The organism is Paenibacillus sp. FSL H8-0457 (assembly GCF_038051935.1).
GTDB classification, from domain to species: Bacteria; Bacillota; Bacilli; order Paenibacillales; family Paenibacillaceae; genus Paenibacillus_AQ; species Paenibacillus_AQ lautus_A.
Map to the genome: position 1 here is coordinate 778,179 of NZ_CP150293.1, position 25,785 is coordinate 803,963.

23 protein-coding genes, 1 tRNA gene and 1 riboswitch are annotated in these 25,785 nt (G+C 50.5%); of the genes, 16 read left to right on the forward strand and 8 right to left on the reverse strand.

Annotation, left to right across the window (positions count from 1 at the left end):
* Positions 1-580 precede the first annotated feature (580 nt).
* On the reverse strand, positions 581-2,914 hold the full coding sequence (locus MHI43_RS03430; protein WP_012818853.1) for a ribonucleoside-diphosphate reductase subunit alpha: 2,334 nt from the start codon (positions 2,912-2,914) through the stop codon (positions 581-583).
* A 192-nt stretch (positions 2,915-3,106) separates the two neighbouring features.
* A riboswitch (cobalamin riboswitch) is annotated at positions 3,107-3,340 on the reverse strand.
* 361 nt (positions 3,341-3,701) lie between these two features.
* On the opposite strand from MHI43_RS03430, the gene MHI43_RS03435 reads away from it, so the two are divergent.
* On the forward strand, positions 3,702-4,007 hold the full coding sequence (locus MHI43_RS03435; RefSeq protein WP_036664605.1) for an MTH1187 family thiamine-binding protein: 306 nt from the start codon (positions 3,702-3,704) through the stop codon (positions 4,005-4,007).
* A gap of 108 nt (positions 4,008-4,115) precedes the next feature.
* A tRNA-Thr gene (locus MHI43_RS03440) sits at positions 4,116-4,187 on the forward strand.
* A gap of 82 nt (positions 4,188-4,269) precedes the next feature.
* On the opposite strand, the gene MHI43_RS03445 is transcribed toward MHI43_RS03440, so the two are convergent.
* Positions 4,270-4,827 carry a dihydrofolate reductase family protein gene (locus MHI43_RS03445; protein WP_036664601.1) on the reverse strand — a complete coding sequence of 186 codons (558 nt, stop codon included), beginning with the start codon at positions 4,825-4,827 and terminating at the stop codon, positions 4,270-4,272.
* A gap of 167 nt (positions 4,828-4,994) precedes the next feature.
* On the opposite strand from MHI43_RS03445, the gene MHI43_RS03450 reads away from it, so the two are divergent.
* Positions 4,995-5,219, forward strand: coding sequence for a hypothetical protein (locus MHI43_RS03450; RefSeq protein ID WP_036664598.1), 225 nt, complete (start codon positions 4,995-4,997; stop codon positions 5,217-5,219).
* Positions 5,220-5,763: 544 nt separating this feature from the next.
* On the opposite strand, the gene MHI43_RS03455 is transcribed toward MHI43_RS03450, so the two are convergent.
* Complete coding sequence (locus MHI43_RS03455) at positions 5,764-6,309, reverse strand: cupin domain-containing protein (RefSeq protein ID WP_012818864.1); 546 nt, start codon at positions 6,307-6,309, stop codon at positions 5,764-5,766.
* Between the two features lie 551 nt (positions 6,310-6,860).
* Between MHI43_RS03455 and MHI43_RS03460 the strand changes: the two genes are divergently transcribed.
* The 3 genes from MHI43_RS03460 (at position 6,861) to MHI43_RS03470 (ending at position 9,491) form a co-directional block, all read left to right on the forward strand.
* On the forward strand, positions 6,861-7,823 hold the full coding sequence (locus MHI43_RS03460; RefSeq protein WP_012818866.1) for a bile acid:sodium symporter: 963 nt from the start codon (positions 6,861-6,863) through the stop codon (positions 7,821-7,823).
* Between the two features lie 168 nt (positions 7,824-7,991).
* Positions 7,992-8,087, forward strand: coding sequence for a hypothetical protein (locus MHI43_RS03465; protein WP_012818867.1), 96 nt, complete (start codon positions 7,992-7,994; stop codon positions 8,085-8,087).
* 675 nt (positions 8,088-8,762) lie between these two features.
* Complete coding sequence (locus MHI43_RS03470) at positions 8,763-9,491, forward strand: N-acetylmuramoyl-L-alanine amidase (protein WP_012818869.1); 729 nt, start codon at positions 8,763-8,765, stop codon at positions 9,489-9,491.
* 255 nt (positions 9,492-9,746) lie between these two features.
* On the opposite strand, the gene MHI43_RS03475 is transcribed toward MHI43_RS03470, so the two are convergent.
* Positions 9,747-10,079 carry a hypothetical protein gene (locus tag MHI43_RS03475; protein WP_009591801.1) on the reverse strand — a complete coding sequence of 111 codons (333 nt, stop codon included), beginning with the start codon at positions 10,077-10,079 and terminating at the stop codon, positions 9,747-9,749.
* Between the two features lie 342 nt (positions 10,080-10,421).
* Here MHI43_RS03475 and MHI43_RS03480 point away from each other — a divergent pair, with 342 nt between their 5' ends.
* From MHI43_RS03480 to MHI43_RS03505, 6 genes are all read left to right on the forward strand, one after another.
* A complete protein-coding gene (locus MHI43_RS03480) occupies positions 10,422-12,167 on the forward strand; it encodes an ABC transporter ATP-binding protein (protein WP_036664595.1) in 1,746 nt (581 codons plus the stop codon).
* Entirely contained in the window at positions 12,164-13,960 is a 1,797-nt protein-coding gene (locus MHI43_RS03485; protein WP_036664594.1) for an ABC transporter ATP-binding protein, read from the forward strand. The genes MHI43_RS03480 and MHI43_RS03485 overlap by 4 nt, the downstream gene beginning before the upstream one ends.
* Positions 13,961-14,102: 142 nt before the next feature.
* The gene (locus MHI43_RS03490) at positions 14,103-14,660 is read left to right on the forward strand and encodes a hypothetical protein (protein ID WP_036664962.1); all 558 of its coding nucleotides are present in this window, start codon (positions 14,103-14,105) and stop codon (positions 14,658-14,660) included.
* A gap of 207 nt (positions 14,661-14,867) precedes the next feature.
* Positions 14,868-15,143 carry a phage holin family protein gene (locus MHI43_RS03495; protein ID WP_119850149.1) on the forward strand — a complete coding sequence of 92 codons (276 nt, stop codon included), beginning with the start codon at positions 14,868-14,870 and terminating at the stop codon, positions 15,141-15,143.
* A 108-nt stretch (positions 15,144-15,251) separates the two neighbouring features.
* Complete coding sequence (locus MHI43_RS03500; RefSeq protein WP_235201857.1) at positions 15,252-15,779, forward strand: DinB family protein; 528 nt, start codon at positions 15,252-15,254, stop codon at positions 15,777-15,779.
* Between the two features lie 192 nt (positions 15,780-15,971).
* On the forward strand, positions 15,972-16,127 hold the full coding sequence (locus MHI43_RS03505) for a hypothetical protein (RefSeq protein WP_006208027.1): 156 nt from the start codon (positions 15,972-15,974) through the stop codon (positions 16,125-16,127).
* Between the two features lie 54 nt (positions 16,128-16,181).
* On the opposite strand, the gene MHI43_RS03510 is transcribed toward MHI43_RS03505, so the two are convergent.
* The gene (locus MHI43_RS03510; RefSeq protein WP_009591802.1) at positions 16,182-16,412 is read right to left on the reverse strand and encodes a hypothetical protein; all 231 of its coding nucleotides are present in this window, start codon (positions 16,410-16,412) and stop codon (positions 16,182-16,184) included.
* Complete coding sequence (locus tag MHI43_RS03515) at positions 16,409-16,984, reverse strand: hypothetical protein (protein WP_012818875.1); 576 nt, start codon at positions 16,982-16,984, stop codon at positions 16,409-16,411. Before MHI43_RS03515 ends, MHI43_RS03510 begins: the two co-directional genes overlap by 4 nt.
* Positions 16,985-17,272: 288 nt before the next feature.
* On the opposite strand from MHI43_RS03515, the gene MHI43_RS03520 reads away from it, so the two are divergent.
* From MHI43_RS03520 to MHI43_RS03530, 3 genes are all read left to right on the forward strand, one after another.
* Positions 17,273-19,525 (forward strand): excinuclease ABC subunit UvrA, encoded by a 2,253-nt coding sequence (locus MHI43_RS03520; protein ID WP_036664589.1) that lies wholly within the window; start codon positions 17,273-17,275, stop codon positions 19,523-19,525.
* A gap of 198 nt (positions 19,526-19,723) precedes the next feature.
* The gene (locus MHI43_RS03525; protein WP_012818877.1) at positions 19,724-21,400 is read left to right on the forward strand and encodes an alpha-glucosidase; all 1,677 of its coding nucleotides are present in this window, start codon (positions 19,724-19,726) and stop codon (positions 21,398-21,400) included.
* 39 nt (positions 21,401-21,439) lie between these two features.
* On the forward strand, positions 21,440-22,501 hold the full coding sequence (locus MHI43_RS03530) for an NAD(P)-dependent alcohol dehydrogenase (protein ID WP_012818878.1): 1,062 nt from the start codon (positions 21,440-21,442) through the stop codon (positions 22,499-22,501).
* 117 nt (positions 22,502-22,618) lie between these two features.
* On the opposite strand, the gene MHI43_RS03535 is transcribed toward MHI43_RS03530, so the two are convergent.
* Both MHI43_RS03535 and MHI43_RS03540 read right to left on the reverse strand, forming a co-directional pair.
* The gene (locus MHI43_RS03535; RefSeq protein ID WP_012818879.1) at positions 22,619-23,467 is read right to left on the reverse strand and encodes a hypothetical protein; all 849 of its coding nucleotides are present in this window, start codon (positions 23,465-23,467) and stop codon (positions 22,619-22,621) included.
* The gene (locus MHI43_RS03540) at positions 23,464-23,982 is read right to left on the reverse strand and encodes a sigma-70 family RNA polymerase sigma factor (protein WP_012818880.1); all 519 of its coding nucleotides are present in this window, start codon (positions 23,980-23,982) and stop codon (positions 23,464-23,466) included. The genes MHI43_RS03535 and MHI43_RS03540 overlap by 4 nt, the downstream gene beginning before the upstream one ends.
* A 360-nt stretch (positions 23,983-24,342) precedes the next feature.
* Here MHI43_RS03540 and MHI43_RS03545 point away from each other — a divergent pair, with 360 nt between their 5' ends.
* Positions 24,343-25,593 carry an MFS transporter gene (locus MHI43_RS03545; protein ID WP_036664587.1) on the forward strand — a complete coding sequence of 417 codons (1,251 nt, stop codon included), beginning with the start codon at positions 24,343-24,345 and terminating at the stop codon, positions 25,591-25,593.
* Positions 25,594-25,785: the final 192 nt, after the last annotated feature.

Sequence of the window (25,785 nt, forward strand, 5' to 3'; positions counted from 1 at the left end):
GGGAAACCTCCCAGCATATTCATGGGACGGGTATTCACACCGGGACGGGTATCCATCTCCAGCCGCTGTTGTCCGCCCTTTGCCTGAATGTATTGTAAAGGTTGCAAAGGGCTCCCAAAGGCGGACGTAAACTCTTCCGATTGGATACCCTTACCCTTGTAGTCTTTTAGTTAGAAAGCTAATTCCCGCCTGCAATGCGTGAACCCCCGCATGCAGCTGTTCGATGCTTGTATTGAACCAAGCCTCCAGCGATTCCCGTAGGGAAAGCGCTCCTAGCAAGATGTAACTCAACAAACGCTCGAAGTAACTCAATGGTCCCCGCACCGCATGAAAAGCGATTCCCAAGGGGAGAGCGGTCCCAGCAGACAGTAACTCAACAAATGGCACGAAGTAACTCAGAAGTCCCCGCGCCGCATTCCAGCGTTCCCGCAGGGAGAAAGCGCTCCTAGCCACTAAAGTAACTTAAGAAGCGCCTCATTCACATCTTACCCACCTTGCGGGTGTCCAGAGGGCAGAGCCCTTGGGGCCCTCCCTTGGAAGGGAGGGTTTGGGTGGGTTCGAAAAAGGTTAATCTAAACTCTTAGCTTGCGCACGACTCACACTCTTCAATCGTTAACGCACGGCTGCGTACATAGTACGTGGATTTGATACCGGCTTTCCAGGCATGCAGATGCAGCTCCAGGAATTCCGAAGCCCGGATATCAGGGCGGACGTACAGGTTAAAGCTTTGCGCTTGGTCAACGTGACGCTGACGTGCGGCAGCCATTTTGATGGACCAATGCTGGTCGATCAAGAAAGCCGTTTTATAGTACCAGATCGTTTTCTCGGACAGATCCGGAGCAGGGTTCGCCACTTTATAAGTGGTTTTTTCTTCATAAGACAGAAGTTCGTACAATGGATCGATGCTCGCCGTGGAACCCGCGATGATCGAAGTGGAGCCGTTCGGCGCGATGGCAAACAGCCATGCGTTACGGACGCCGTTCGCTTGCACTTCCTGCTGCAATTCACGCCACTGTTCGGTGGTCACGAACTTGCCTTCATGCTCGCCGTCGGTATAACCGCGGAACGTGAAGTACTCGCCGCTCTCCCAGTCGGAGCCTTTGAATTTCGGATAGTGGCCTTTTTCCTTGGCCAGCTCCATGCTGGATTTGACGAGCAGGTAGTTGATGTGTTCGTACAGATTGTCATTATAGGCAACGGCTTCGTCGGATTCCCAGCGGATGCCTTCCAGCGCCAGCAAGTGGTGCAGACCGAAGGTGCCGAGACCGACCGCGCGATATTGGCTGTTGGTGTATTGAGCTTGCAGAACTTCAATATTGTTAATGTCGATGACGTTATCCAGCATGCGAACCTGGATCGGAACGAGACGCTCCAGCACACCGGCAGGTACGGCACGAGCCAAGTGGATGGAGTTCAGGTTGCAGACAACGAAATCGCCAGGGATTTTGGAAATCACGATCCGGGTTTGGCCGTCTTTCGTAACCAGCTCCTCTTGCTCAACGACCGTCGGAGATTGGTTCTGCATGATCTCCGTGCACAGGTTGGAAGAGTAGATCATGCCATGAGCCGAGTTCGGGTTCGCACGGTTGACCGTGTCGCGGTAGAACATGTACGGCGTACCGGTTTCAAGCTGGGACTTCATGATGCGCTTCATAATGTCGATGGCTTGTACGGTAATGCGCGGCAGCAGCGGGTTCGCTACGGCTTCCGCGTATTTTTGGCGGAATTCGCCTTCGCCTTGAGTATGGTCATAGAAGTCCTCCAGACCTAGCGGACGGCCGTTCTCGTCTTTCCAGCCCATGATTTTCTTCACTTCATGCGGACAGAACAGGCTCCACTCTTCACGAGCTTCGACAGCCTCCATGAACAGGTCGGGCAGACATACGCCATGGAACACGTCATGCGCTCTCATGCGCTCGTCGCCGTTGTTCAGCTTCAGATCCAGGAAGGACAGGATGTCTTTGTGGAACACATCCAGATAAACCGCGATGGCACCTTTACGAGTTCCCAATTGGTCAACGCTAACAGCGGTGTTGTTCAGCTGGCGAATCCAAGGGATGACGCCGGAACTGGTATTCTTGTGACCACGGATGTCAGAGCCGCGTGCACGGACTTTACCGAGGTATACCCCGATGCCGCCGCCCATTTTGCTGAGACGGGCGATGTCCGTATTGGAATCGAAGATTCCTTCCAGGGAGTCGTCCACGGTATCGATGAAGCAGCTGGACAGCTGGCCGGCTACTTTTTTACCTGCATTGGACATGGTCGGCGTAGCCGCCGTCATGTACAGGTTACTCATGGCCCAGTAGGCTTCCTTGACAAGGTCAAGACGCTTGTCGGCAGGCTCGTTATGCATGAGGAACATCGCGATGACCATGTAGCGTTCTTGCGGAAGTTCCATGACGCGACCGTCAAAGTCGTTTGCCAGGTAACGCTCAGCCAGCGTCAACAGACCGATGTAATCAAACAGCAGATCGCGGCTTGGATCGATGCATTCGCCGAGTTCTTCGATTTGTTCTTTGGTGTAGCTGGTCAGAAGGTCCTCGCGATAGATGCCTTTCTGTACAAGCTCCGTAATGAGCGGGTAGAAGGCACCGTATGGTTCTTCCGGGTATGCTTTGTATCGGCGGTTGGTAGCCGCTTTTTTATATAAAGAGGTCAGAAACGAACGCGCAGCCGCAAACTTCCAATTCGGCTCCTCTTTGGTTACAAGCTCAAGGGCGGACATCGTGAAGGCGCTGCTGATTTCTTCGCCGGTAACTTGCTCACCGCGCAATTTGGCATTGACGCCGCGAAGCAGACGCTCCTTATCGAGCATGTCCAATCCTTTCAGAGTCCGGTCGGCATAGACGGAGAGGCGAATTTCATCAAAGGCGAGCTGACGGTTGTTCGGTTTAACTACGAGCTGGGGCATGAATAAATTCCTCGCTTTCTTCGGGGGAAATATGAAAAAGGACATCAAAAAAACATTTTCTAAAACCCGCGGGCAGGCTTGAAAATGTCCGTGCGCTGTGATCGGAAATGACGTTTGACATAAGCCCTTGAACGGGCATGATGTTATGTACAGACGCAAGTTTAACGAACACTTACCTAAAGCCCCGTAGGTTGGTGTCTGCTGTATATAGGCAGGTCTCTGACTCGGGCTTCTGCCTTCCGGCGGTACCTTCCGAAAACCTTGATCCGATTCTTCGGTGGCTATGCCGTATGAGGAAGGCTGAAAAAATGATGAACAGCCTAAGAGCCCTTACAGTGGCGGGACCGTGATGGATTTACACCATGCTTCCCTATTAAGCCGGACTGCCTTATGGGTTGATCCGGCACCTATATACACTATATTTGGTTGTTGTTAATCTAATTTAACCCAATATATTGTGTTTGTAAACCATATTCTTAAAATTGAACGCAAAAAGAATTATAGCAAACGAGCGGTCATTGTGCCAGTTAAGAAACTGTCAAAAGGCGATAAGATTTCCTGGATTGTGACCAAATGCGACCTTTTCTGCGCAGATACCGCGTATATTCTCGTTTTGACAAAATAGGATATTACCGTATGGATGAGGCGGGCAGGATACACTATATCTTGTGTGAAGCTAAAATTGAAGGGCTTTGATATGGCGGACCGAAATTGGTATGATATCCGTATCCGGCATTGGAATTGAAGGGTCTTACATGATTGAGATATGACGAGGGAGGTTGTTCAGATGGCAATAGCAGAGGTAACGGTGATTCCGATCGGAACCGCAACCACGAGTTTAAGCGCTTATGTCGCCGAGATGCAGCGAATATTGAAACAGCAGGACGGGATTTCCTATGAGCTGACATCGATGAGCACGATCATCGAGGGGGAGCTTAACATGATCTGGCGGGCGATTGAGGCTTTGCATGAAGCGCCTTTTCTGTCCGGGGCAAAGCGCGTATCGACTTCCGTTAAAATTGACGACCGCAGGGACCAGGTCTCCTCGAGCAAACAGAAGATCCAATCCGTTCAGGAGAAGTTAGGCGGGTAATGCCACCAAATTCGGTGGATATTCCCGTTAGAATAGGACTTGCATTTTGCTGCCGAAGTATTATAATAATTTTTGTTGTTTCGAGAGGAATATCATCGAACCACATGTGCTGGTGTAGCTCAGGGGTAGAGCAACGCACTCGTAATGCGTAGGTCGGGGGTTCAATTCCCTTCACCAGCATCTTCATAAAGTCAATAACGGCGCGGCTTTCCGTCATTCGGGAACCGGGCCGTTATTTGTACGTGTTGGCGAATGCACAATATTATTCGTTCCCATCAAAATGATAAATTAGTTGCACAACGCCTGAGGAGAACGTTCTTGTATTCACCATTTTTAAATTCAACCTCTGTTTTATATCGACAAACAGCGGTTTTCCTTCTCCCAAAACGACAGGGTGAACGGATAATCGATATTCATCAACAAGCCCTAAATTGATAAAAGTCGTAATAAGACTTGCTCCACCGTACAGCCAGATGTCTTTACCAGGCTTATTCTTTAATTTATTTACTTCTTCAAGAATGCTATCATTTATGAATATTGCGTTATGATCAGTCCCCTTTTGCGTCCTGGAAAATACATACTTTTCTTTGCTGTGAACCAATTCCCAAAATTCTTTTTCAGAATCCGTATGTCCAATTTCCGGAGTGAATTGCCCCCATAAATCATAGCTTTTTCTTCCATATAGAATGGTGTCGATTTGATTTAAAAAATGATTAAACCCCATCTCAGAGTCCATAATGCACCAATCAACTTCACCATGTTTCCCTTCAATAAAACCATCCAAAGTAACCGCTAAATCTAAAATTATTCTTCGTGTCATGATGTATTGCTCCTTTCGTTACGTTTATCTACATCCAGTATAGACCTCAAATACGTCACCTTATGTCATAATCTGCCCAACCTCGTTAAAATGGCCTTGTTCTTCCTCTCTAGTAAGTACGATGCTCTTAAAGAGCGAAAAAATAAAAGAAATATTTAGGAGGTTTCATGAACAAACTAAAAATTGTTATTGGTTGTATTTTGTCATTTTTGATTATGATTTTATGCTTAAGGGCAGGTTATTTAAGTCTCAATCCGCCTATTCCGGAGACTGGACCAGTAGGTGAGAATCTACCGATACCTAATGGAGGAAATGCCTTTTTATATTTTCTAGCTTCTGGGCTTTCATTAATTGCATTGATCATTGGTATTTATAGATTCCTTAAGAAGTAGAATACTCAAAATAATTTGCAAGTAGCTATCTGTAAGTTAATATAACAAGCTATAGCTAAGTCTTTTCATGAGCACTGTGCCGTTACCTTAAGGCTGTTTGATGAGTATAAAGAATATAGAGTTAACAGATATTGTCGTACTGATCGGCAAGTCCAGACGTGAGATTAAAGTGTCTACTGGAGAAGGTGAATGCAACTTTTTCTTAGGTGATATTTTGGGCGATAGACCATTTAAAGCTTTGAGATATATATTCACGTGGATAGCTTTTATTTTTGTTATATGCGTTTGGTTCAGTTCTCACAAAACGTTATATTTAGGGTTTGTAACTCTGTCTGTAAGTGCCGGATACCTAATGCACATTGTAGGAGTGAAAAGAGGGGAAAGTGAAGATAGCAAACTGTTCTTATCCATCATTTCGTGTTGTTTATGTTTTTTTGTCTCGTTATATATTTTTAGTATAACACTTTAGCCCGCCAGCATTAAGCTGACGGGCTTCAGTTTTCTAACGGCATATAAATTTGCAAAATCCTAAGAATAACAAATTCTAATCAGCAGACATGGCCTCTGCTTTTGTTTCGTGGACCGTGCCAAATGGATGCTCTGGAGGGGCATATATCACGTATATTTTTAGCGGTACGCTGCCCATATTGGTTACATTGTGCCATTTTCCAGCAGGTATCATGATGGCATAGCCATTATAGGCCATTTGTTGAAAATCTAAATTATGTTTGCTATCGCCCATTTGAACAAGCCCTTGACCTTGTTCAATGTGTATGAATTGGTCGGTTGTGGGGTGAACCTCTAATCCAATGTCATCTCCAACATGAATGCTCATTAGGGTCACTTGTAAGTGCTTCCCAGTCCATAAGGCGGTTCGGTACGTATTGTTTTGTTTCGCAGCTTGATCAATATTCAGTACAAGTGGTCCTCGCCCATAATCCGTTATTTGAATATCTTCATCATCACGATTCCAACGGGCATCATACCAACTGAAATAATGAGGATTCAAGTTATGAAGCCGGTTGTAATCGTTCCAGTATGGATATCTTGGATCAAACACTTGATAAGGGTAACATAGATCGCGGTACATGTTCATTCTCCTTTTATCGTTTCATCATTTTCCGATTATCCTATGCTGCTGCCTAATTAAACGATTCGAAAATGGGCTAGGGCCTATAACTTAAGACAAGCGGTAAGCTAAGACATGGATATCGTCTTGGACTGCCGCTTTCAGATTTTAAGTTACCTTGCGCCTGAAATGGAAACAGAAATATAGCTGAAAACAAAATGGATGAATCGCCACTAACAACGCCTAACAACAAATAAGCCAATATTATGGTTAGGACGCCTTTAATCCCTTTCAGATTAAACCTCTTATAAATGGCGCTATCAATCATAGGTGATAGTATCAGACCTAATATGATAAAAATAAAAAAGTTTGGTACGAAATTGAACGCAAAGATGCCGCTATAAGAAGAATAATCAACGTAAGGAACCCTTTCAGAGATGGGTGTGTATATTCTCCAAGAGCTAAATAGGGTATATGCAATGACTGAGAGCAGCGCTGCCCCCAAAGCGGTATTTAGCCGTACCGTGCTGGTCCCGTGATATAATTCGGATAAAAAAGCGGAGCGTGGGCAGATGCTTAGACTGGAGAGTGTAGAGAAGAATCAAATAGGCGTTTATGCAGCAGCCTTGATATCAGGTGCAGTAATGGGCTTATTAAGCCCCGCCATAGGCATGTTTGTTGAGCCTGCCATATCATTCATGATTGCGATTCTTCTTTTCAGCATGTTTTGTCAAATTCCATTTCTTAAGCTGAGGGAGGCTTTAACCAACGGGCGTTTTATGGGGGCTTTATTGCTTGTGAATTTTGTTCTAACACCGGTTCTCGTCTATATTCTAACCTCGGTATTTCCTCAACCGGCTCCCGTTTTACTTGGTGTTTGCCTTGTGCTTCTGACGCCATGCATTGATTATGTTATTGTTTTTACACAGTTAGGAAAAGGGAATGAGCGATTGATTCTTGCGTCCACACCGATCCTTTTTGTAGTACAAATGATTATGCTTCCGTTTTACTTGTGGCTTTTCCTTGGCTCGGAAGCAGCAGAAATGGTCAAGGTGGGCCCATTTGTCGAGGCATTTATCTTCTTGATTATCGTCCCGTTGCTTCTTGCTTTGGCTGCACAGTTCTGGGCCAAGAAAAGTGCTAAGGGTTCAAAATCGTTGCAATTAACCGCATGGCTCCCAGTACCCTTTATGGCGTTTGTTCTTTTTGTAGTCATTGCTTCACAAATCGGGAGGGTGTATGAAGACCTTAGCGTTATCATAGCGGTTGTTCCCATTTATGTTCTATTCCATATCATGACGCCGTTTATTTCACGGGCGACTTCGGCGTTTTTTCGAATCGGACCCAAGGATGGGAGAGCGCTTATATTTAGTGCAGGGACACGGAATTCATTAGTCGTGCTTCCTTTAGCACTTACCCTGCCTGAGGAAATGGCTACGATTGCAGCAGCGGTAATCGTCACTCAAACCGTGATAGAGCTAATTGCCGAGCTTGTTTATATACGTATCGTGCCAAATTTGATTTACCGGGATTGAAAATAAGTTACCGCCTGACTGAACAGGAAATATCGTCGCTGAATGACACTTCGGTCGCCGACAGAGGCTGGTTGGGTTATTTTTTTGTCTATGAGCAGTACGTGCGCCCTGACACTTCATGAATTATTGAATACGTTATATCGTATCGTAAGCAAAGGAGGGAATCTCATGGGCGAAGTTGGATACGGCGGGTATAACTCTGTCGGAGCGATTCTTGTTCTCTTCATCTTGTTGGTCATCATTACTGCTTCTTTCTGGGTATAATTTCGTTTCTTTCGCGTAACAAAAAGCCCTGCCGACTCATGTCGGCAGGGCTTTTTAAATCCTAAAGGGATGATCGGTAATGGGGCTCAAAATATAACCATCAGGATCCCGAATACGAGTACGATCGATCCCAGAACCACCAGAAGAATCCCGCTGGATTTTATATAGCGAATGTAGTCGGAATCAGGCTCCGACCCATACTTTATGTTCCACATTTTATATAAGGACCCCCATGTGGGTTTGCGTATCCTCATGACACCACGAATGATAAAAGCTGCAGCGAACACGATAAGTACAAATCCAGACATATAACCCGTCTCCGATCGGTTAGAATAGAAGTAACACGGATGAAATCACCGCCTTGCCAAACATGAAGGCAATCTCCGGGAAAGTTCCATTGTATGCATAATATCAGGGATTCCGGATGAAATGAAGCTTGGGCCTGGGGCACAAGAGGTCAGCTCAAAACCGTAACCGGGCCATTCGATATAGGCTCCAGCAAACACCGACCGTACCCCATTGGAGTATCTTATATATTATACTCGTCCTTGCAGTAGGATCTATAGTTGCCTTGCCTAGTAAACGTGGAAGCATGAGCGGAAGGAAGGGACGCGGCCCACTTCGCTGTATTTAGCCACCAGGCTATTCAACAACCTACAAAGGCGGTGAATGATCGTGAAAAAGGTTTGGATTGACGCAGGACATGGCGGAAAGGATGCCGGAGCCACCGGAAACGGGCTGCAGGAAAAGGATATCGTATTAGCGCTGTCCCTAGCCGTGAAAAAACGATTGGAAGCCGAATACGACGGCGTTCAGGTAAACCTCTCCCGATCTTCCGATGTGTTTCTGGAATTGGCGGAACGGACCAATAAGGCAAACGCCGCCGGTGCCGATATCCTGGTAAGCATCCACTGTAACGCAGGCGGCGGTGCAGGGGGCTTCGAGTCATATCGATATACCTCCCCAAGCCCTGGTTCGGTAAAACTCCAGAGTGTTATTCATTCGGAGGTCATGAGCGCGATTACATCCTACGGAGTAAGCGATCGAGGACAGAAGGCGGCTAACCTGCATATGGTCCGTGAATCTAAAATGCCTGCGGTGTTGACCGAGAACCTGTTTATCGATGTGGCAGCGGATGCAGCCAAGCTGAAACGGCCGGACGTGCTGGACGCTCTGGCGAGAGGCCATGTCAACGGCATTGCCAAATACCTGGGACTTCAGAAGAAAGAGGGGGCTGCTGCGGTGAGCGATAAGGTCAATGTCATTGTAAACGGTAAGCAGATCGAAGATGGCAAGCTGGAGAATGGCGTGACCTATGTACCGCTCCGGGCCATCGGTGAGGCATTAGGCGCCAAGGTGGAATGGGATAACAAGACCAAGACGGCTACGGTGACGACCGAATAGACTCAAGTCCGGTGACTTTTAGATGAAGTGCCTTCCTCGCCGTACCTTGATGCAGATGCACAAGGATGCGTTCATGTTGAACAATTTATGTCTCTTTAATCGTAATTTAAGCTCCCCTTAATATTTCGGGCATAAGATAAAAGCACCCCTTTTAAAAAAATATATCAGAAGCCCCTCTAACATCGGTTAGAGGGGCTTCTTTGGTTGTCTTCCCTTATTAGAGGAAAGACCCGGGGTACGGTACTGATGGAATATTTACAATCCCAGCCATTTCGTAATATAAGCGGATACGGCTAATTCCTGAAAATCCTGCCAGCTGCGAAATGGGGTATGCTCAACGATAAACGGGTTAATCGTGCGACCTTGTATGAATTCGTCAAAATCTTCATCGGTGCTTCCCTCGTATCCAGCGGCCTTCAGCAAGTGATCGATGGAAGAAAACTTCGTATGTCTTTGAATGAATGATTCCGAGAACAGTTCTTCCACGGGCACCTCTTGTTTCATGTCCGAGAGCCTTGCGGCATTTTCGCGAATTTCTGATAGCTTCTCTTCATCCAGTCCGTCTAATCCACTGATCCCAGTATTCATTATGCCCACCTCCAAAAAGTTGCACGTCACTCTATTATACATATACGAGTATGCTGAATTATCGGATTCGCTTTTTTTTGAAGCGGGTATTGACTCGCTAGATTTATATAGAAAGAAAAGACGGAAGCGGCTCCTTCAATTGTATATAATCGCAGAGAGGCCGTGCAGTTGTGCGGTTTATTCTTTATGCACTTAAGAATAAACGATCATCACATTATAATTATTCTTTACCTAGGAATGATCGGGGTTTTCATGTAGACTGGTAATGATTTACTGCCGGGCATGCCTGTGTTTGGGGAATGACGGTCCGTACATACTTGCTTGCATATGGGGGTGGGCACTGTGCCCAAAAAAGAAAAGGTATCCATGTCATGGCTGCTGCGGTATTTGAAGCCGGTAAAAGGACGGCTGATCCTGCTGCTGGCCATGCTGCTGACGTCGACCGGCTTGCAGCTGCTGAATCCGCAGATTGTCAAACGCTTTATCGACACGGCAGCCGGCGGAGGCGTGATAGCCACGCTGATCCAGCTTGCGGGATTATTCCTGGTCGTGGCTGTGTTGAACCAGCTGATTACCGTAGCTGTCAGTTATCTGGGGAATGATATTTCATGGCGCGCGACGAACCGGCTCCGCGGCGATCTTTTGAAGCATTGCTTACGGCTGGATATGCGGTTTCATAATGTGAAAACGCCCGGCGAGATGATTGAGCGGATTGACGGAGACGTGACGAATATCTCGAATTTCTTTGCGATGTTCATCGTGCAGGTGATCGGCAGCTTCGTGCTGCTTGCCGGCATATTGGGATTTATGTTTACGGTCAATTTGCCCATCGCGATCGTTATGACGGTGTTCACGCTGCTGTCCATTCTGTTCATGGTGTTCATCCGGAATATGGGCGTCAATTCCTCCAAGAACGAACGGGAAGCCAGCGCTTCGCTGTTCGGATTGATTGAGGAACGCATCGCCGGCATCGAGGATGTTCAGGCGAACGGCAACGTGCCGTACGTCATGAACCGGTTTCACCGCTTGATGCGCAGCGTGTTCCTGAAGGGGAGAAAAGCCTGGATGCTCCGCGTCGTACCCTGGAACACCACGGTGATCCTGTTTGCCCTAGCGGTTACCGCAGTCCTGTTACTGGGGGTACGCTATTATTTGATCGATGAAATTACGCTGGGAACCCTGTTCCTGATCTATCAATATACGCAGATGTTAAACGATCCGATCGAGATGCTGGGCGACCAAGTGCAGGAGTTCCAGAAAGCGAAATCCGGCATGCTGCGTTCCAGAGAGCTGCTGTCCAACAAGAGCGAGATCGTGGACGGGGAGCAGGAAGAGCTGCCCGAAGGCGCGCTCGGTTTGGAGTTTGAGGGCGTCAACTTCAGTTACAACGCGGATAAACCGGTATTAAAGGACATTAACTTCGAAGTGAAGCCGGGTGAACGCCTGGGGATCATCGGACGTACCGGCAGCGGGAAGTCGAGTCTCAGCCGCATTCTGCTTCGACTGTATAACATCGACAGCGGGGTCATCCGCGTCGGAGGCACGGATATCACGAAGCTGAAGCTGCCCGCGCTTTATCGCCGGGTGGGGATGGTTACGCAGGATGTGCAGCTGTTCGACGGCTCGCTGCGCGACAACCTGACGCTGTTCGATCACGGCGTGTCGGACGAATTCATCCTGGAAACGACGGAGCGTCTCGGGCTTCGGCAGTGGATCGATGCGCAGCCGGAAGGTCTGGATACGCATCTGACCACCGGCGGGGCCTCGTTGTCCGCCGGGGAAGCGCAGCTGTTTGCGTTAACCCGGGTATTTTTGACGCAGCCGAGCCTGGTGATTCTGGATGAACCCTCTTCACGCTTGGACGCCGCAACGGAGACCATGCTGCAGGCAGCCGTCGATCAGCTGATGAGCAGTTGTACGGGCATCATCATCGCGCATCGGCTGGCTACCCTGGAGCAGGTGGATAAAATCATGGTGCTGGGTGACGGACGGATTCTGGAATTCGGCGCACGGGAAGCACTTGCGTTAGATCCGGCATCGCATTATGCGAGACTGCTGAGCACAGGCAGAGAGGAGGAGCTGGCGTGACCATCACGGGTTTTATAGGGCGGCTGTTTCGATTTAGGCCCTCATTATTTTTAATCAACGGTTTATTGTGGTGCATCTTTCATTCGCTACCGTTATTGATCGGGCTCGGAATGCAGTGGTTTTTCGACCGGGCCACATCGAATTCCACGGATTATGTATGGCTGGCCGTTCCTTTGATTTTTATTGCCGTTGTAAGGGTCGCGCGGGTGGGGACGTTCTTTGCAGCCTTCTATCAATGGGTAACGTATATTTATCATATCCAGGCTATCTTGCGCACTAACATGCTGGCGGGGATCATGCGCTGGCCGGGACGGAATTTGCCGGCTTCTCCAGGGGAGGCGATGAGCCGCTTCCGCGATGACGTGGATGAAGTTGTGGAATACGTGGAGTCCTGGGTGGATTTTTGGGGACGTCTTGTTTTTGCGCTCGTATCCGTTGTCATCATGGCAAGCATTAACTGGAAAATCATGCTGGTGGCCGTGCTGCCGCTCGTGGTGGTCACGCTCCTGAACAATTTATCCGGCAACCGCGCACGGCGTTACGGCCTGAAGAACCGGGAAGCTACGGGGCGCATCACCAGCTTCATTGCCGAAACCTTCGGCGCGGTTCAAGCCTTGAAGCTCGGGCAGGCCGAAGATCATGTCCATGAACGCTTCACGAAGCTGAACGAGGACCGCCGGCAGGCAGCGCTGAAGGATAATCTGTTCAAACAATGGATGCGGTCCCTGAACCAGCATGTGCTGAGCATTTGTACGGGACTGATCCTGTTGATGTGCGCAACCGAGATGCAGGCCGGGCATTTCACCGTCGGGGATTTCGCGTTGTTTACGACGTACCTGGCCAATATCGGGTTCAGTATTTCCTTGTTCGGATATATGGTGTTTCAGCACAAACGGCTGAAGGTTTCCTTTGACCGTATGCGCTCGCTGTTCCGCCCCGGCGAGGAGGACCGGATTATTGAAGCGAGGGAAACGTATCTGAACGAAGATCCTCCGGAACTGCCTCTCATTCGCAGGGAGCCGGGGGAGAAGCTCAAAGAGCTGGAGGTAAAGAATTTATCCTATCATTATCCGAATTCGGAGAATGGGATATCGAATATCAACCTCCGCCTGGAGCGCGGCAAGTTTCTGGTGGTGACCGGCCGAATCGGGGCCGGGAAGTCGACGCTTGTCCGGACCCTGCTGGGGCTGCTGCCCAAGCAGGCGGGCACGATTCGCTGGAACGGGGAAGAAGTCGATCCGGCTACCTTCCTGATGCCCCCTCGGGCGGCTTATACCCCGCAGGTTCCAAGGCTGTTCAGCGATCCTTTGAGAGAGAACATCGTGCAAGGGAAGAAAGAGCGGGCCGAGGAAGCGCTGGAACGGGCCGTCCGGCTGGCCGTCATGGAGAAGGACATCGAGAATCTGGATCAAGGGTTGGAGACGTTTGTCGGCCCGAGAGGCGTCATGCTGTCGGGGGGACAGATCCAGCGCGCGGCCACGGCGCGCATGCTGATGACCGGCGCGGATCTGTACATCTTCGACGATCTATCCAGCGCGCTGGACGTGGAGACGGAGCAGCTGGTATGGGAGGGAATGTTCAAGGAGCGTGACGTCACCTGCATTGCAGTATCGCACCGCAGGGCGGCTCTGTCCAAGGCCGATCATATCATCGTCATGAAGGATGGACGGATCGAAGCGGAGGGAAGCTTGGCGGAGCTGCTCGCCACGAGCGAAGAGATGCAGCTGTTATGGCAGGGTCAGTCCACGACCGAGGCCGCGGTAGCGGATGAAGCCGAGGTTAGCAAGGTATAACATTCAATGTGGTTTGGAATTGGGGATGCTTGAACAGGTTTAAGAGCAAGGCAGCTTCCGTTGGTGAGGAGGCTGCCTTGTTTTGTATAATGATGGGTGGAATATATTGGAATTATATCGGTCATATAAGGGAGAGTTCCGCATGAAGAATCGCAAGTTCTTGATCACTTTCGGTCATAACCTGGACCATAGCAACATGGATGATCTGGTGTCAGATCGCCTTTCCCGTCATAAGGGTCGGATACAGAAGGATTACTTCGATCCGGTGCTGCGCAAAGGGGCTGCGTTTATTCTAAACTATCAGATCATCGACACGAATGCGGACAGAGTCTCGCAGCGGTATTACTTGGATGACTACCACATAACGGAGGCCCAGCTGCAAGGCTTTCTGTACTCATTGAACAAGCTGAAGGGCACGCATGTGTTGTGCAATCCCAGGAGGCAGGGACATCACTGGACCGTCATCGACGAAATCGAGTACAGCTGTTATGCCTATCAGACATTGGACGGAAGGGATCTTCGTTTTATAGAATACCAAAATGATACCAGGGCGGATGCCGTCATGAAGAAGGGGATACCCCGGATTCCCGAGCATCAGCACTACCTTGCCTTTCCAACGGACTGCAGTCAGGAAGAGAAGGATCGGCGGTTGACCGATTGGATCTGCGGGATCATTGAAGCGGCAGGCAATGACCTTTAGTTTCAACGCCACTTCAAAGAATACCTTCGCGTATTCCCTCCACCCGGGAATACGCGATTGGCGCTTCGTCTGCCCATCCATGAACCTATCATGAATTCCATCGGCAGATTCTATTATTTTGCCTGCGGGAATAAGGATATAAGTACAAGCCGATCGATAGGCTCTAGGAATGGGATGTAGAAAATGAATGGAAAGGGTGGGTTTGTCATGGAATGGAGCGTCATTTTTCAACTGATCGATCCGCGGCTGTTCATGGTCGTTGCCGCTTGTTGGGTGATCGGATACGTGCTGAAGCAAACGCCTAAGGTTCCGAATTGGAGCATCGTATATGTGGTTATGGTCGTATCCATCCTGTTGACAACCGGCTTGATCGGCTGGAGCGTGGAGAATATCATCCAAGGCATCCTTGCGGGGGCGTTCGCCGTATTCGGGCATCAGGCCGTTAAACAAACGGCAGAGGCGATTGCGACCAGAAAGAAGTAAGAACGGCTGCAATGGGCCCCAGGATCATTTTGGTCTAAACCGAACGTTACCTTGTAGCCTGCGTCTCCCGCCTGTTATCCTAAAGTGCATGAGATCATGAGAGGGAGCGTGAAAGACTTGCAAAGGAAAACGTTGACCGTTGAGGCGCTGCCTGGGTTTGAGCCGGAGATCGGCCGCTGGATATGGGGACTCGAGGACGTGCGGCGGACGATATTGAAACGGCTGGCCGGGATCCGATATGAGCATCTGAATCATAAGGCGGCCGGCCGGCAATCCATCGGTTCACTGCTATACCATATTGCCTTAATCGAAGCGGACTGGCTGTACGTCGAGGTGCTTGAATCCGATTGGGACCCGAAAATAAAGGCATGTTTCCCCTGGGATCACCGTACGGAGGATAACCGTCTTTCCGAAGTGCCGGATCAGCCGCTCGCTGAGCATCTCCACCGTATGCACATGGTTCGTCAGGAACTGGTTGCCCATTTCCGAGGCATGGACCTTTCGGACTGGAGAAGACCCAGACAACTGGAGGCGTACGATGTGACGCCCGAATGGGTCATCTATCATCTGATTGAGCATGAGTCCCATCACAGGGGACAGATATTTCAGCTGTTAAGGGAATTGGAGCAAGCGTGAGCATCGTCCCGACGCTGGGAAGCTTCGGCTTCTTCGCGGAGCCGCGCATCGCGGCATTTTAAGCGAATGTGCCTATAATTTTTATAACCACGCAGGGCAGGGAGCATTCCTTGCTCTTTTTGCGCATATCCTGCAACGTTTCATTCCGCCATACGTATAAAGCCAGATAGAATGCGGTTCGGAGGGGATACGATGAATAACGAATTTTACGTGGGATGGGGAACGCTGGCGCTGATCAATGCCGGGCTGGCCCAAGGAAAGAACAGAACTGGATTAAACTGGTTTCTGTTATCACTGTTGTTAGGCCCGCTCGCAACCCTGTTTCTAGTCTTGTCGGCTAAAAGGTAAATCGGGCAATAAAAAGAGCCGCCTCCCGGCAAGGGAAGCGGCTCTTATCGTATTTTACATCCGCTGAAACATCGCGGTATCACGGCTGTAGTGCGTCAAATAACCTGTTTCTTCGTTGCGGATGCGGACGACATCCGGCGTGTAGCATTCAATGTAACCTCGCTCGATCTCCACGTATACGCTTGCGGGGTCTTCCTCCCACACGGAAACCAGCGTTTCCGACAGCGCGGCAGCGAAAAAATGGATGTCTTGCGATAGGTACCGGCTATTGCGGTCTATATTCATTTCATTTCCCCTTGATGATTAGAATCGGATAACATGCGGTCTACTAACTCGTTCATTCCCTTCCAGGAATCCTTCAGAATAAATTCATGCTGAATATGCGCATTCCATGGGCGCGGAATCAGGATGGTCTGTTTTCCGGCTTTTCTCGCAGCAATCGCATTATGGGGACCATCGTCAATCAGAAGGTCAAACTCCACCAGGTCCTTGCGCTTGGCCACGAAAAAATTCTCGAACGGAATAAAAGGCATATGCCTCTGGAGCCATCTCCATTTCTCGGGCACCGAGGAGGGTCGGGCTGCGGTAACGACAATGACATCATAATCATGTGTCATTCTGTGAACCTCGTCAATCGTATATTCGTCAAATAGTTCGAGCTCTTCATACAAACCGGGCTTTCCGAAGAAAAATTCTTCCGAGCATTCAGGATGCCAGATTTGGTGCAGGTTGTAATCGGTAATCTGATCGAGCGTAAGCTGGGGATCCTTGTACTGCAAATTGTGATAATGGATGGCTTTGGGAATCAGATGGCAGATCGTATCATCCATATCGATGGCGACTATTTTTTTGCTCATATCGTCATTACTCTCCTGTAATCATGAAATCTTCGAAAGATGATGTTCCGTAAATTGTAATGGACAGGATGCATATTGGCAAACCAAAATCAAAAATGGAAGGATGTTGCATTTCTTTCCCCTGACTCATTATAAACTAAGTATAACATTAATAGGCCGGCAACCCTTCTGATATTTTCCCGGCGTGGGTTCGACCGGAATCATAGCACCTTTCCTTCATTATGACAGTACATGTCATGAATGCCCTTTTATAATAGGAGCACTACAGGGCACAAAGGAGGAACGGCCATGCCGCAAGAATATATCCGCATTCGCGGTGCCAGGGAGAATAATCTAAAGAATGTTTCGCTCCAAATTCCAAAACGAAAAATCACCGTCTTTACCGGCGTATCCGGCTCGGGCAAATCGTCCATCGTGTTTGATACCATCAGTTCCGAGGCCCAGCGATTGCTGAACGAGACGTTCACCGCTTTTGTCCGGAACCGGCTTCCCCGGCATAGCCGCCCGGACGTGGACTCGCTCGAGAATTTGTCGACCGCCATCGTCATCGACCAGAAGCGGCTGGGAGGGAACTCGCGTTCCACGCTCGGCACGATCACCGATCTGTACGCCGTTCTTCGACTGCTGTTTTCGAGGGTGGGGCAGCCATTCGTGGGTTACTCCAATGCATTTTCTTTTAACGATCCGCAGGGCATGTGTCCGGAATGCCAGGGAATCGGGAAGAAGGTGGAGCTGGATCTGACAAAGCTGCTGGATACGACCAAATCCTTGAATGAGGGAGCGGTCCGGTTTCCGATTTTCTCGGTGGACAGCTGGTATATGAAGAACTACACCATGTCCGGTTTCTTTGATAACGACAAGAAGCTGGCCGATTATTCCGAAGCGGAATGGAATCTCTTCCTGTACGGCAAGGAGGGGAAAGTGACCTTCCCGTCCAAAGGCGGACCGGTGCAGTCCGACTTCGAAGGCCTCGTGCTGAAATTTAACCGGCTGTATATTCAGCGAGACAGCAGCGAATTGTCCGAACGAACCTTCAATCACGTGAAAAATTTCATTACGCACGGCACATGCCCGTTATGCGAGGGGACACGGCTCAGCCAAGCTGCGTTAAGCTGCAGGATCAACGGATTCAACATCGCCGAGTGTGCGGCCATGGAGATCGGGGACCTAAGAGCGTTCATCCTGGATATCAAGGAGCCGATCGCTGCCGGCATGGTAGCCAGCTTAGCGGAGCGGCTGCAGCATTTGATGGATATGGGACTGGATTACCTGACACTGAACCGGGAGACGACCACGCTCTCCGGAGGCGAGTCGCAGCGGGTCAAGATGGTCCGGCATCTGGGCAGCAGCCTGACGGACATGATGTATGTTTTTGATGAGCCGAGCGTGGGCTTGCATCCGCGGGATGTTCACCGTCTGAACGGCATGCTGAGGAAGCTTCGCGACAAGGGCAACACCGTGCTGGTCGTGGAGCATGACCGTGACGTGATTGAAATTGCCGACCATGTGGTGGATGTGGGGCCGAATGCCGGTACCCGGGGAGGGGAAATTGTCTTCGAAGGGACGGTCGAGCAGCTGTGCGACCAAGCTTCCACCTTAACCGGGCGGTATATGAAGCGGTGGATGCCGATGAAGGAACAGTTTCGCGTACCTACAGGGCATATGCGCATTGCCAATGCGAATCATCATAACCTGAACAATGTGACGGTGGATATCCCGGTAGGCGTATTGACCGTGGTCACGGGCGTAGCGGGATCAGGAAAGAGCTCGCTCATACACCATGCCTTCCTGTCCCAGCATCCCGAGGCTGTTGTCATCGACCAGTCCGCCGTCAGCGCCTCGATCCGTTCCAACCCTGCCACCTACACGGGGATCATGGATGACATCCGGAGCATGTTCGCCAAGGCGAACGGTCAGAGTCCATCCCTGTTCAGCTTCAATTCCAAAGGGGCCTGCCCCGACTGCCACGGGCTCGGTTTCATCTATACGGACCTGGCTTTCATGGAAGGCATCAAGTCGCCGTGCGATACCTGTGACGGCAGACGTTTTAAGGATGATGTGCTCCAGTACAAGCTCCAGGGAAAAATGATCACCGAGGTGCTGGACATGACGGTGCTGCAGGCGCTGGTTTTTTTCGAGAAAAAAGAAATCAAGCGGCGGCTGGAAGCATTGCATGACGTGGGCCTGCACTATCTGACCCTCGGACAGCCGCTGAGCACCCTGTCCGGGGGCGAAAGCCAGCGCATCAAGCTGGCCAGCGAGCTGCACAAGCAGGGTCAGATTTACGTCATGGACGAGCCGACGACGGGGCTGCATATGTCGGATGTCGGGCATCTGCTGGACATGATGAATCGGCTCGTCGATAACGGCAGCTCGGTGATCGTGATCGAGCACAATCTGGACGTGATTCGTCAGGCGGACTGGATCATCGATCTCGGGCCCGAAGGCGGCAGCAGGGGAGGGAGGGTCATATTCGAAGGAACGCCCGCCGAACTGATCGCGGCGGAACACTCCCTGACCGGTAAATACGTGAGAGGATAGACTTAGAATGGCTGTGCCGCATATCCCCGCGGCATGGCCATTCTATGGTTATCAGGCTTATATGATCGTTTAAACGGCAATACTGTATGCTGCCACAGACTGCGGCTTAGGCAGGAGTCGGTTAATAAGAATGTATAAACGACTAATGTCCGTATACCGCGATGGGCAGCATTTTGATTGTAAACGGGGGATCAGGCAATGCGGAAAGCATGGTGGAAAGAAGCCGTTGCGTATGAGATCTATCCGCGCAGTTTCATGGATTCGAATGAAGACGGCATCGGGGATCTGCAAGGGGTGATATCCCGTCTGGATTATTTGAAGGATCTCGGGATTGACGTCATATGGGTATGCCCTATCTATCGATCCTCCAATAACGACAACGGCTATGATATCAGCGATTATCAGGATATTATGACGGAATTCGGCTCGATGGCCGACTTCGACCGGCTGCTGGCCGAAATCCATAAGCGCGGCATGCGCCTTATCATGGATCTGGTGCTTAATCATACCTCGGATGAACATCCGTGGTTTATGGAAGCCCGCTCCTCCCGAACGAATCCGAAGCGGGATTATTACATCTGGCGGGATCCGAGGGACGGGGCCGAGCCGAACAATTGGGAATCGGTGTTCACCGGTTCCGCTTGGGAATACGACGAACTAACGGGTCAATATTATCTCCATCTCTATTCGAAAAAGCAGCCTGATCTAAATATGGAGAATCCGGCGGTCCGGGAAGAGCTGGTGCGGATGATCCGCTGGTGGCTGGATAAAGGGATCGACGGCTTTCGCGTGGACGCGATCACCCATATTAAGAAGCTGCCGGGTTTGCCCGACATGCCGAATCCAAACAACCTTCGATATGTCGATTCAAATCCCGGTCACCGGAATATCGCGGGAATTCATGAATTTCTACAGCAATTCAAACGCGAAGCGTTCGCCGATTATGACATTATGACGGTGGGCGAAGCCAGCGGCATTCCGATCGCCGAAGCAGACCGCTGGATCGGGGAGGAGAACGGGGCGCTGAACATGATTTTTCAATTTGAGCACGTCAATCTCGATTTCGGACTCGAAGGGCGCTGGGATTACGCCGTCTGGGACTTGGCCGAATTGAAGCAGATCATGCATAAATGGCAGACGGGCCTGGAAGGGACAGGCTGGAACGCTCTCTATATGGAGAACCATGATCAGCCGCGCTCCGTATCCCGTTTTGGCGATCCGGTCCACTATCATAAGGAATCGGCCAAGATGCTGGCTACTTTTTTTATGCTGATGCAAGGGACGCCGTTCATTTACCAGGGGCAGGAAATCGGGATGACGAATGTCGAGTTTCCGGAGCTGAGCGATTATCGGGACGTGGAGATCTACAATTATTACCGCGAGCGGCTGTTGGACGGAAAAGACGTGTCCGAGACGATGCGCAGAATCGCGTACCGGGCCCGGGACAATGCAAGAACGCCGATGCAGTGGGATGGCACGCTTTATGGCGGTTTCTCATCCGTCGTGCCGTGGATTCGGTCCAATCCGAATTATCATGAGATCAACGTGGAGCATCAGCTGGCCGATCCGGATTCCATTCTGAATTACTATAAGGCCTTGATCCGTCTGCGCAAGTCCACCGAGGTGCTGATCTACGGAAAATACGAAGCCGTGCTGGAGGAGCATCCGGAGATCTTCGCTTATTCCAGATCATTAGGGAACGAGGTATATCTGATCGTATTGAACTTTTACGGCAGGACGCCGGAGTTTCAGTTTCCAGCGGAATGGAGCGGCCGTCATCCGGAAGTGGTGCTCACCAATTACGAGCGGTCGGACCGGAGTTTCGGCCAATTCACCTTAAACCCTTATGAAGCGATAGTTTATCGTGTAAACTAAGTGGGTAAGCGATTTCTTGAAATGAGAGGTGAATGCAGCTTGTCGCAGCCTAATTTGATGTCTGCCGCCGTTCTTGATCGTCCTTTATCCATTGGGGTGAAGCAGGTGCCCATTCCGGAGCCGAAGCCAGATGAAGCCTTGATTCAGGTGTATTGCATCGGCATCTGCGGTTCGGACGTGCATTATTATGAGCATGGACGGATCGGAAGGTATGAGGTGAAAGAGCCGTTGATTCTGGGACATGAGCTGGCTGGAGTCGTTGTGAAAACGGGGGAGAAGGTGACGAATGTCTCCGTCGGTGACCGCGTGGCCGTGGAGCCGGGCGTTACGTGCGGGCAATGCGCCTATTGCAAAAGCGGACGCTACAACCTGTGCCCGGACGTGGTGTTCATGGCGACTCCTCCGGTTGACGGTGCCTGGGCCGAATACGTTGCGGTTCGCAGCGACTTCCTGTTCCGGCTGCCGGATGAAATGTCCTTCGAGGAGGGCGCATTGCTTGAGCCGCTGTCCGTTGGCCTTCATGCCGTACGCCGCGGGCGTATCCGGCCGGAGGACCGGGTGCTGGTGCTCGGTTTGGGCCCGATCGGCCTGCTTGCCATGGAGGCAGCCAAAATGTCCGGAGCTTCACAGGTATTCGGCAGCGACGTCGTGGATTACCGGCGCAATCTGGCCCTTCAGATGGGAGCCTCCGGCGTGATCAATCCCATGGACGAATCCGTGCCCCAGCGATTGGTCGAACTTACGGGCGGCAAGGGAATCGATCTCATCATCGAAACATCGGGCAATGCCGGGGCCATCGCGGATTCCATCGGTTATGTGAACCGCGGGGGCCGCATCGTGTTTGTAGGCTTGCCTGCAAAGGATGCCATTCCGGTGGATATCGGCGCTTTGGTTGACGCCGAGCTGGATGTATACGGTGTGTTCCGCTATGCGAATACGTATCCGGCCGCTATTCAGATGCTGCAGAACAAGGGCAGCCGCATACGGGACATCATCACCCACCAGTATTCTTTGGATCAGATCGAGGAAGCCGTGGAGCTTGCCCGCACGCAAAAGGACACCAGCGTCAAAGTCATGATCTATCCTCATCAAAACGCATAACGTTTCTTCGCGGCAGGAAGAGCTGCTTCCGGAGCTGGCGGTACAATCGAACCTGAATAATATGATATCAAAAAGCACCGCTCCAACACTTGTCGGAGCGGTGCTTTTTTCAACCGGTTAGTCCGGGCGCTCATTGCTCATCCAGCTGTCGATGCGAAGATCATCGCCGTAGGTCTCGCGCGACGAAATTTCGCCGAGCTTCTGCTCGGCAGCCTCGCGGGTATCGAATCCGCCGATGACCGCGATAAAGTCCCCGCCGGCCGCCTTAATGAAGGTCACGTCGTCTTCCAAGTAAATCTCTTCAAGAATGGCAAGGGATTCCCCTTGCGGCATCGTCTCACTGCGGATATAGAAGACTTCGCGCGGAGTTACCGGCTCGCCGGTGGAAGTAAGCCTCAGCTCCAAATAGCCGGGATCTTTATATTCCGATACGGAATGCTTCACGCCGTCCTTCAGCTCAACGACAAAACGCATGGCCGAATCGTCCAGAATCACATTTTCATAAACATCCTTCACCAGCGGAAGCGCCAGCATGTCTTTCTTGATGGTATCATAGTCAAAATATCGAACCCCGTTAAACGTGAAAATAAGGCGGTTCGGGGCATCTCTATGGTCGACGGTATAGGCAGGCACGCTGGAAACGGACTCGCCTTCCTGATCAAAATGAATCTTGAATACATCCTCGGAAGCTTCCGTTCCTACGGTAACGCCGTCGGTCCGCTCGCCGCCGCCCCCGAATTGCAGCACCTGAACGATGCTGCCCACCACGGGTACTTTGGATAAGGCATTGGCTACCGTTGGGATATTGACCACGAAGAGCAGGGCAGCGGCCGCTGCAACAACGGAAGAATACCTCATCATGCGTTTGGATCGTTTACGGATGGCCGCCTTTTTCTGCGCAGCATCTATGACGCCTGTTAACTGAGCGGGAATTTCAATGTGTTCGTAGCGTTCTTTTCCTGTCATAGGCTATCGACCTCTCCCTCGATTAAATAAGATTTCAATTTTCCGATAATGCGATAAAACCTGGTTTTGACGGTGTTCTCGGACAATGACAGCACATCCGCCATTTCCCTAAAGCGCAGGTCCTCAAAAAACTTCAAAATCATGTAGGTTTTCTCCTCCGGCGGCAGTTTGTCCAGCGCATCGTACAGATCCATTTTCTCCTCCAGCGGGACCGCATGCTCTGCAGCCGCGTAGTCCTGAGCCTGGTCTTCCATATAGGTAAACCGCTTCTTGCGACCGAGATGGTCGATGGCAGTGTTAATGACGATCCGGGTCATCCAAGAATCAAAATACTGCGGCGCGTTCATCCGCTCATAAGCGAGGTATCCCTTATAGGTCGCTTCCGAGACGATGTCCAGTGCCTCCTGCTCGTTTTTGACATAGCAATAGGCCACCCGGTATAACTTGTTCTTGCATTTCTCGATATGTTCACTGAACTGTTGTTGCTTCGATTCTTTCGCTCTCAGTTCACTCACTCCTAACTACTAGCACTAGTATACATGTCATGGCACGAATTCGTTGATCTGTTCATTCATTGGCCGGATTGATGGGATCAACTCAAGTACTTGAGTGCGCTTGACTGATCATTAGACCGTGGAGAGGGCCAAATAGTTTTAGCCCGGGATAAAAAATAGACGAATGGAGGGATATACCAGGCCGATTACGCCGTATGTGCGAATCCAAGGCTGAAATGAGGAGGGATTGAAAAATACCGAGCAGCTTAACAGAAGACATGAAGGATGTTACTATATGAGTCATATGAAGTGAACGGAGGCCAGAACATGTAGGTTTTTCTACCCAACCCGCACAACTAAATACAGAATTGGGGTAGAAAGATGAAACGGAAATCCTTTCGATATCTCTGGATAGGCCAGGCGCTCGCCAATAGCGGCGATTTATTTTACATTGTCGGCCTGATGGCTATGATCCATGGGATTACGGGATCCGCCATGTTGATGGCCATGATCCCTTTCATTACGACGACGACACGGTTTATAAGCGGGAGCTTTGCGCCCGTTTTAATGGACAAATACAGCCTCAAGTCGCTGCTTGTTTCGTCTCAGATCGGAAAAACGGTCGTGCTGTTCCTGTTGATGGTAACCTGCTATGCACTGGGAGAGCAGGAGGCGACGGTCTATGTGATTCTCGGATTCGTATTTCTCATCTCCTTGCTCGATGGCTGGGCTGCACCTGCCAGCCATGCCATGCTGCCGCGTCTGGTGGATGCCGCCGAGTTAACGAAAGCAAACAGCTTTGTTGCCATCGTGGATCAGATGATCCAACTGGGAGGCTGGGCGGTTGGGGGACTGCTGGTCGCAGTCTTGGGCGGAAGCAGCGTGATAGGACTGACCTTTGCGCTGTCCCTGGCAGCGGCAGTCTTCATGAAACTTATAGAGGATCGGCATGAAGCCGCCCCGGAACCGAAAGAGAAGACGCGCGTTTCGAAAGGGCGCTCCATTCAAGAAGGCTGGGCACTCATTTGGAAGCAGCCTTCCCTTCGGGCGATTCATGTGATTTATGTATTGGAGACGATGGCAGGCGTGATCTGGATCGCAGCGATCATCTACGTGTACGTGGCTGATGCGCTGCACAGGGAGGAGGCGTGGTGGGGATATATCAACGCAAGCTTTTTCCTGGGACTCATGCTGGGCGGACTGTTTGGAATGAGAGGCGGGGGGCTGATCGACCGCAATATTCGCAAGTTCGTCATCTGCTCTTCCTTCGGCATCAGTCTGATGACGCTCGGTTTTGGATTGACCTCGGTGCCTTGGCTGGCCCTTATGTACTCGGCAGGCTTCGGCGTTTTTGAACAGCTGAAATCCGTCTCGCTGCAGACCACTCTGCAGCGGAGCGTATCCGTTCATCTGTTGCCGAAGGTGTACGCGGCTCAAAGCGCGATGGTTTCGCTGGTATTTGGCCTATCCACGCTGCTGTTCGGGTTCATCACCGACGAATACGGCGTCCGGACTACGTATATCATTGCAGCTGCGGTGTTGTTCATCTCGGGCTGTTACGCTGCAATCATACGAACGAGGTGGCCGGGGGCAGGGGAAAGCGCAGCACAAGGAGGAGGACGCGCGGTATAATTGGCATATAGGTTAATCCTCCCGCCGGACTTGATGACTGCAAGTTTCATACATGCAGACAATTTCGAAAATAAAAAAGGCGAGCGTTAAGCTCGTCTTTTTTATTTTTGAATACTACGGGGACTCGCGTTATGAACAGGCGTTTCATCCATATCCTTATGCAAGGCTTTAATTTCGTAAGCCGTATTTGAA

Bases quoted from the DNA above. Each gene is read 5' to 3' on its own strand.
- MHI43_RS03445 (WP_036664601.1), bottom strand. From the start codon at position 4,827: ATGACACGAAGAATAATTTTAGATTTAGCGGTTACTTTGGATGGTTTT.
- MHI43_RS03525 (WP_012818877.1), top strand. From the start codon at position 19,724: ATGCGGAAAGCATGGTGGAAAGAAGCCGTTGCGTATGAGATCTATCCG.
- MHI43_RS03435 (WP_036664605.1), top strand. From the start codon at position 3,702: ATGGCAATAGCAGAGGTAACGGTGATTCCGATCGGAACCGCAACCACG.
- MHI43_RS03535 (WP_012818879.1), bottom strand. From the start codon at position 23,467: ATGACAGGAAAAGAACGCTACGAACACATTGAAATTCCCGCTCAGTTA.
- MHI43_RS03450 (WP_036664598.1), top strand. From the start codon at position 4,995: ATGAACAAACTAAAAATTGTTATTGGTTGTATTTTGTCATTTTTGATT.
- MHI43_RS03545 (WP_036664587.1), top strand. From the start codon at position 24,343: ATGAAACGGAAATCCTTTCGATATCTCTGGATAGGCCAGGCGCTCGCC.
- MHI43_RS03430 (WP_012818853.1), bottom strand. From the start codon at position 2,914: ATGCCCCAGCTCGTAGTTAAACCGAACAACCGTCAGCTCGCCTTTGAT.
- MHI43_RS03490 (WP_036664962.1), top strand. From the start codon at position 14,103: ATGAAGAATCGCAAGTTCTTGATCACTTTCGGTCATAACCTGGACCAT.
- MHI43_RS03520 (WP_036664589.1), top strand. From the start codon at position 17,273: ATGCCGCAAGAATATATCCGCATTCGCGGTGCCAGGGAGAATAATCTA.
- MHI43_RS03465 (WP_012818867.1), top strand. From the start codon at position 7,992: ATGGGCGAAGTTGGATACGGCGGGTATAACTCTGTCGGAGCGATTCTT.
- MHI43_RS03460 (WP_012818866.1), top strand. From the start codon at position 6,861: ATGCTTAGACTGGAGAGTGTAGAGAAGAATCAAATAGGCGTTTATGCA.
- MHI43_RS03510 (WP_009591802.1), bottom strand. From the start codon at position 16,412: ATGAATATAGACCGCAATAGCCGGTACCTATCGCAAGACATCCATTTT.
- MHI43_RS03505 (WP_006208027.1), top strand. From the start codon at position 15,972: ATGAATAACGAATTTTACGTGGGATGGGGAACGCTGGCGCTGATCAAT.
- MHI43_RS03495 (WP_119850149.1), top strand. From the start codon at position 14,868: ATGGAATGGAGCGTCATTTTTCAACTGATCGATCCGCGGCTGTTCATG.
- MHI43_RS03515 (WP_012818875.1), bottom strand. From the start codon at position 16,984: ATGAGCAAAAAAATAGTCGCCATCGATATGGATGATACGATCTGCCAT.
- MHI43_RS03455 (WP_012818864.1), bottom strand. From the start codon at position 6,309: ATGTACCGCGATCTATGTTACCCTTATCAAGTGTTTGATCCAAGATAT.
- MHI43_RS03475 (WP_009591801.1), bottom strand. From the start codon at position 10,079: ATGAATACTGGGATCAGTGGATTAGACGGACTGGATGAAGAGAAGCTA.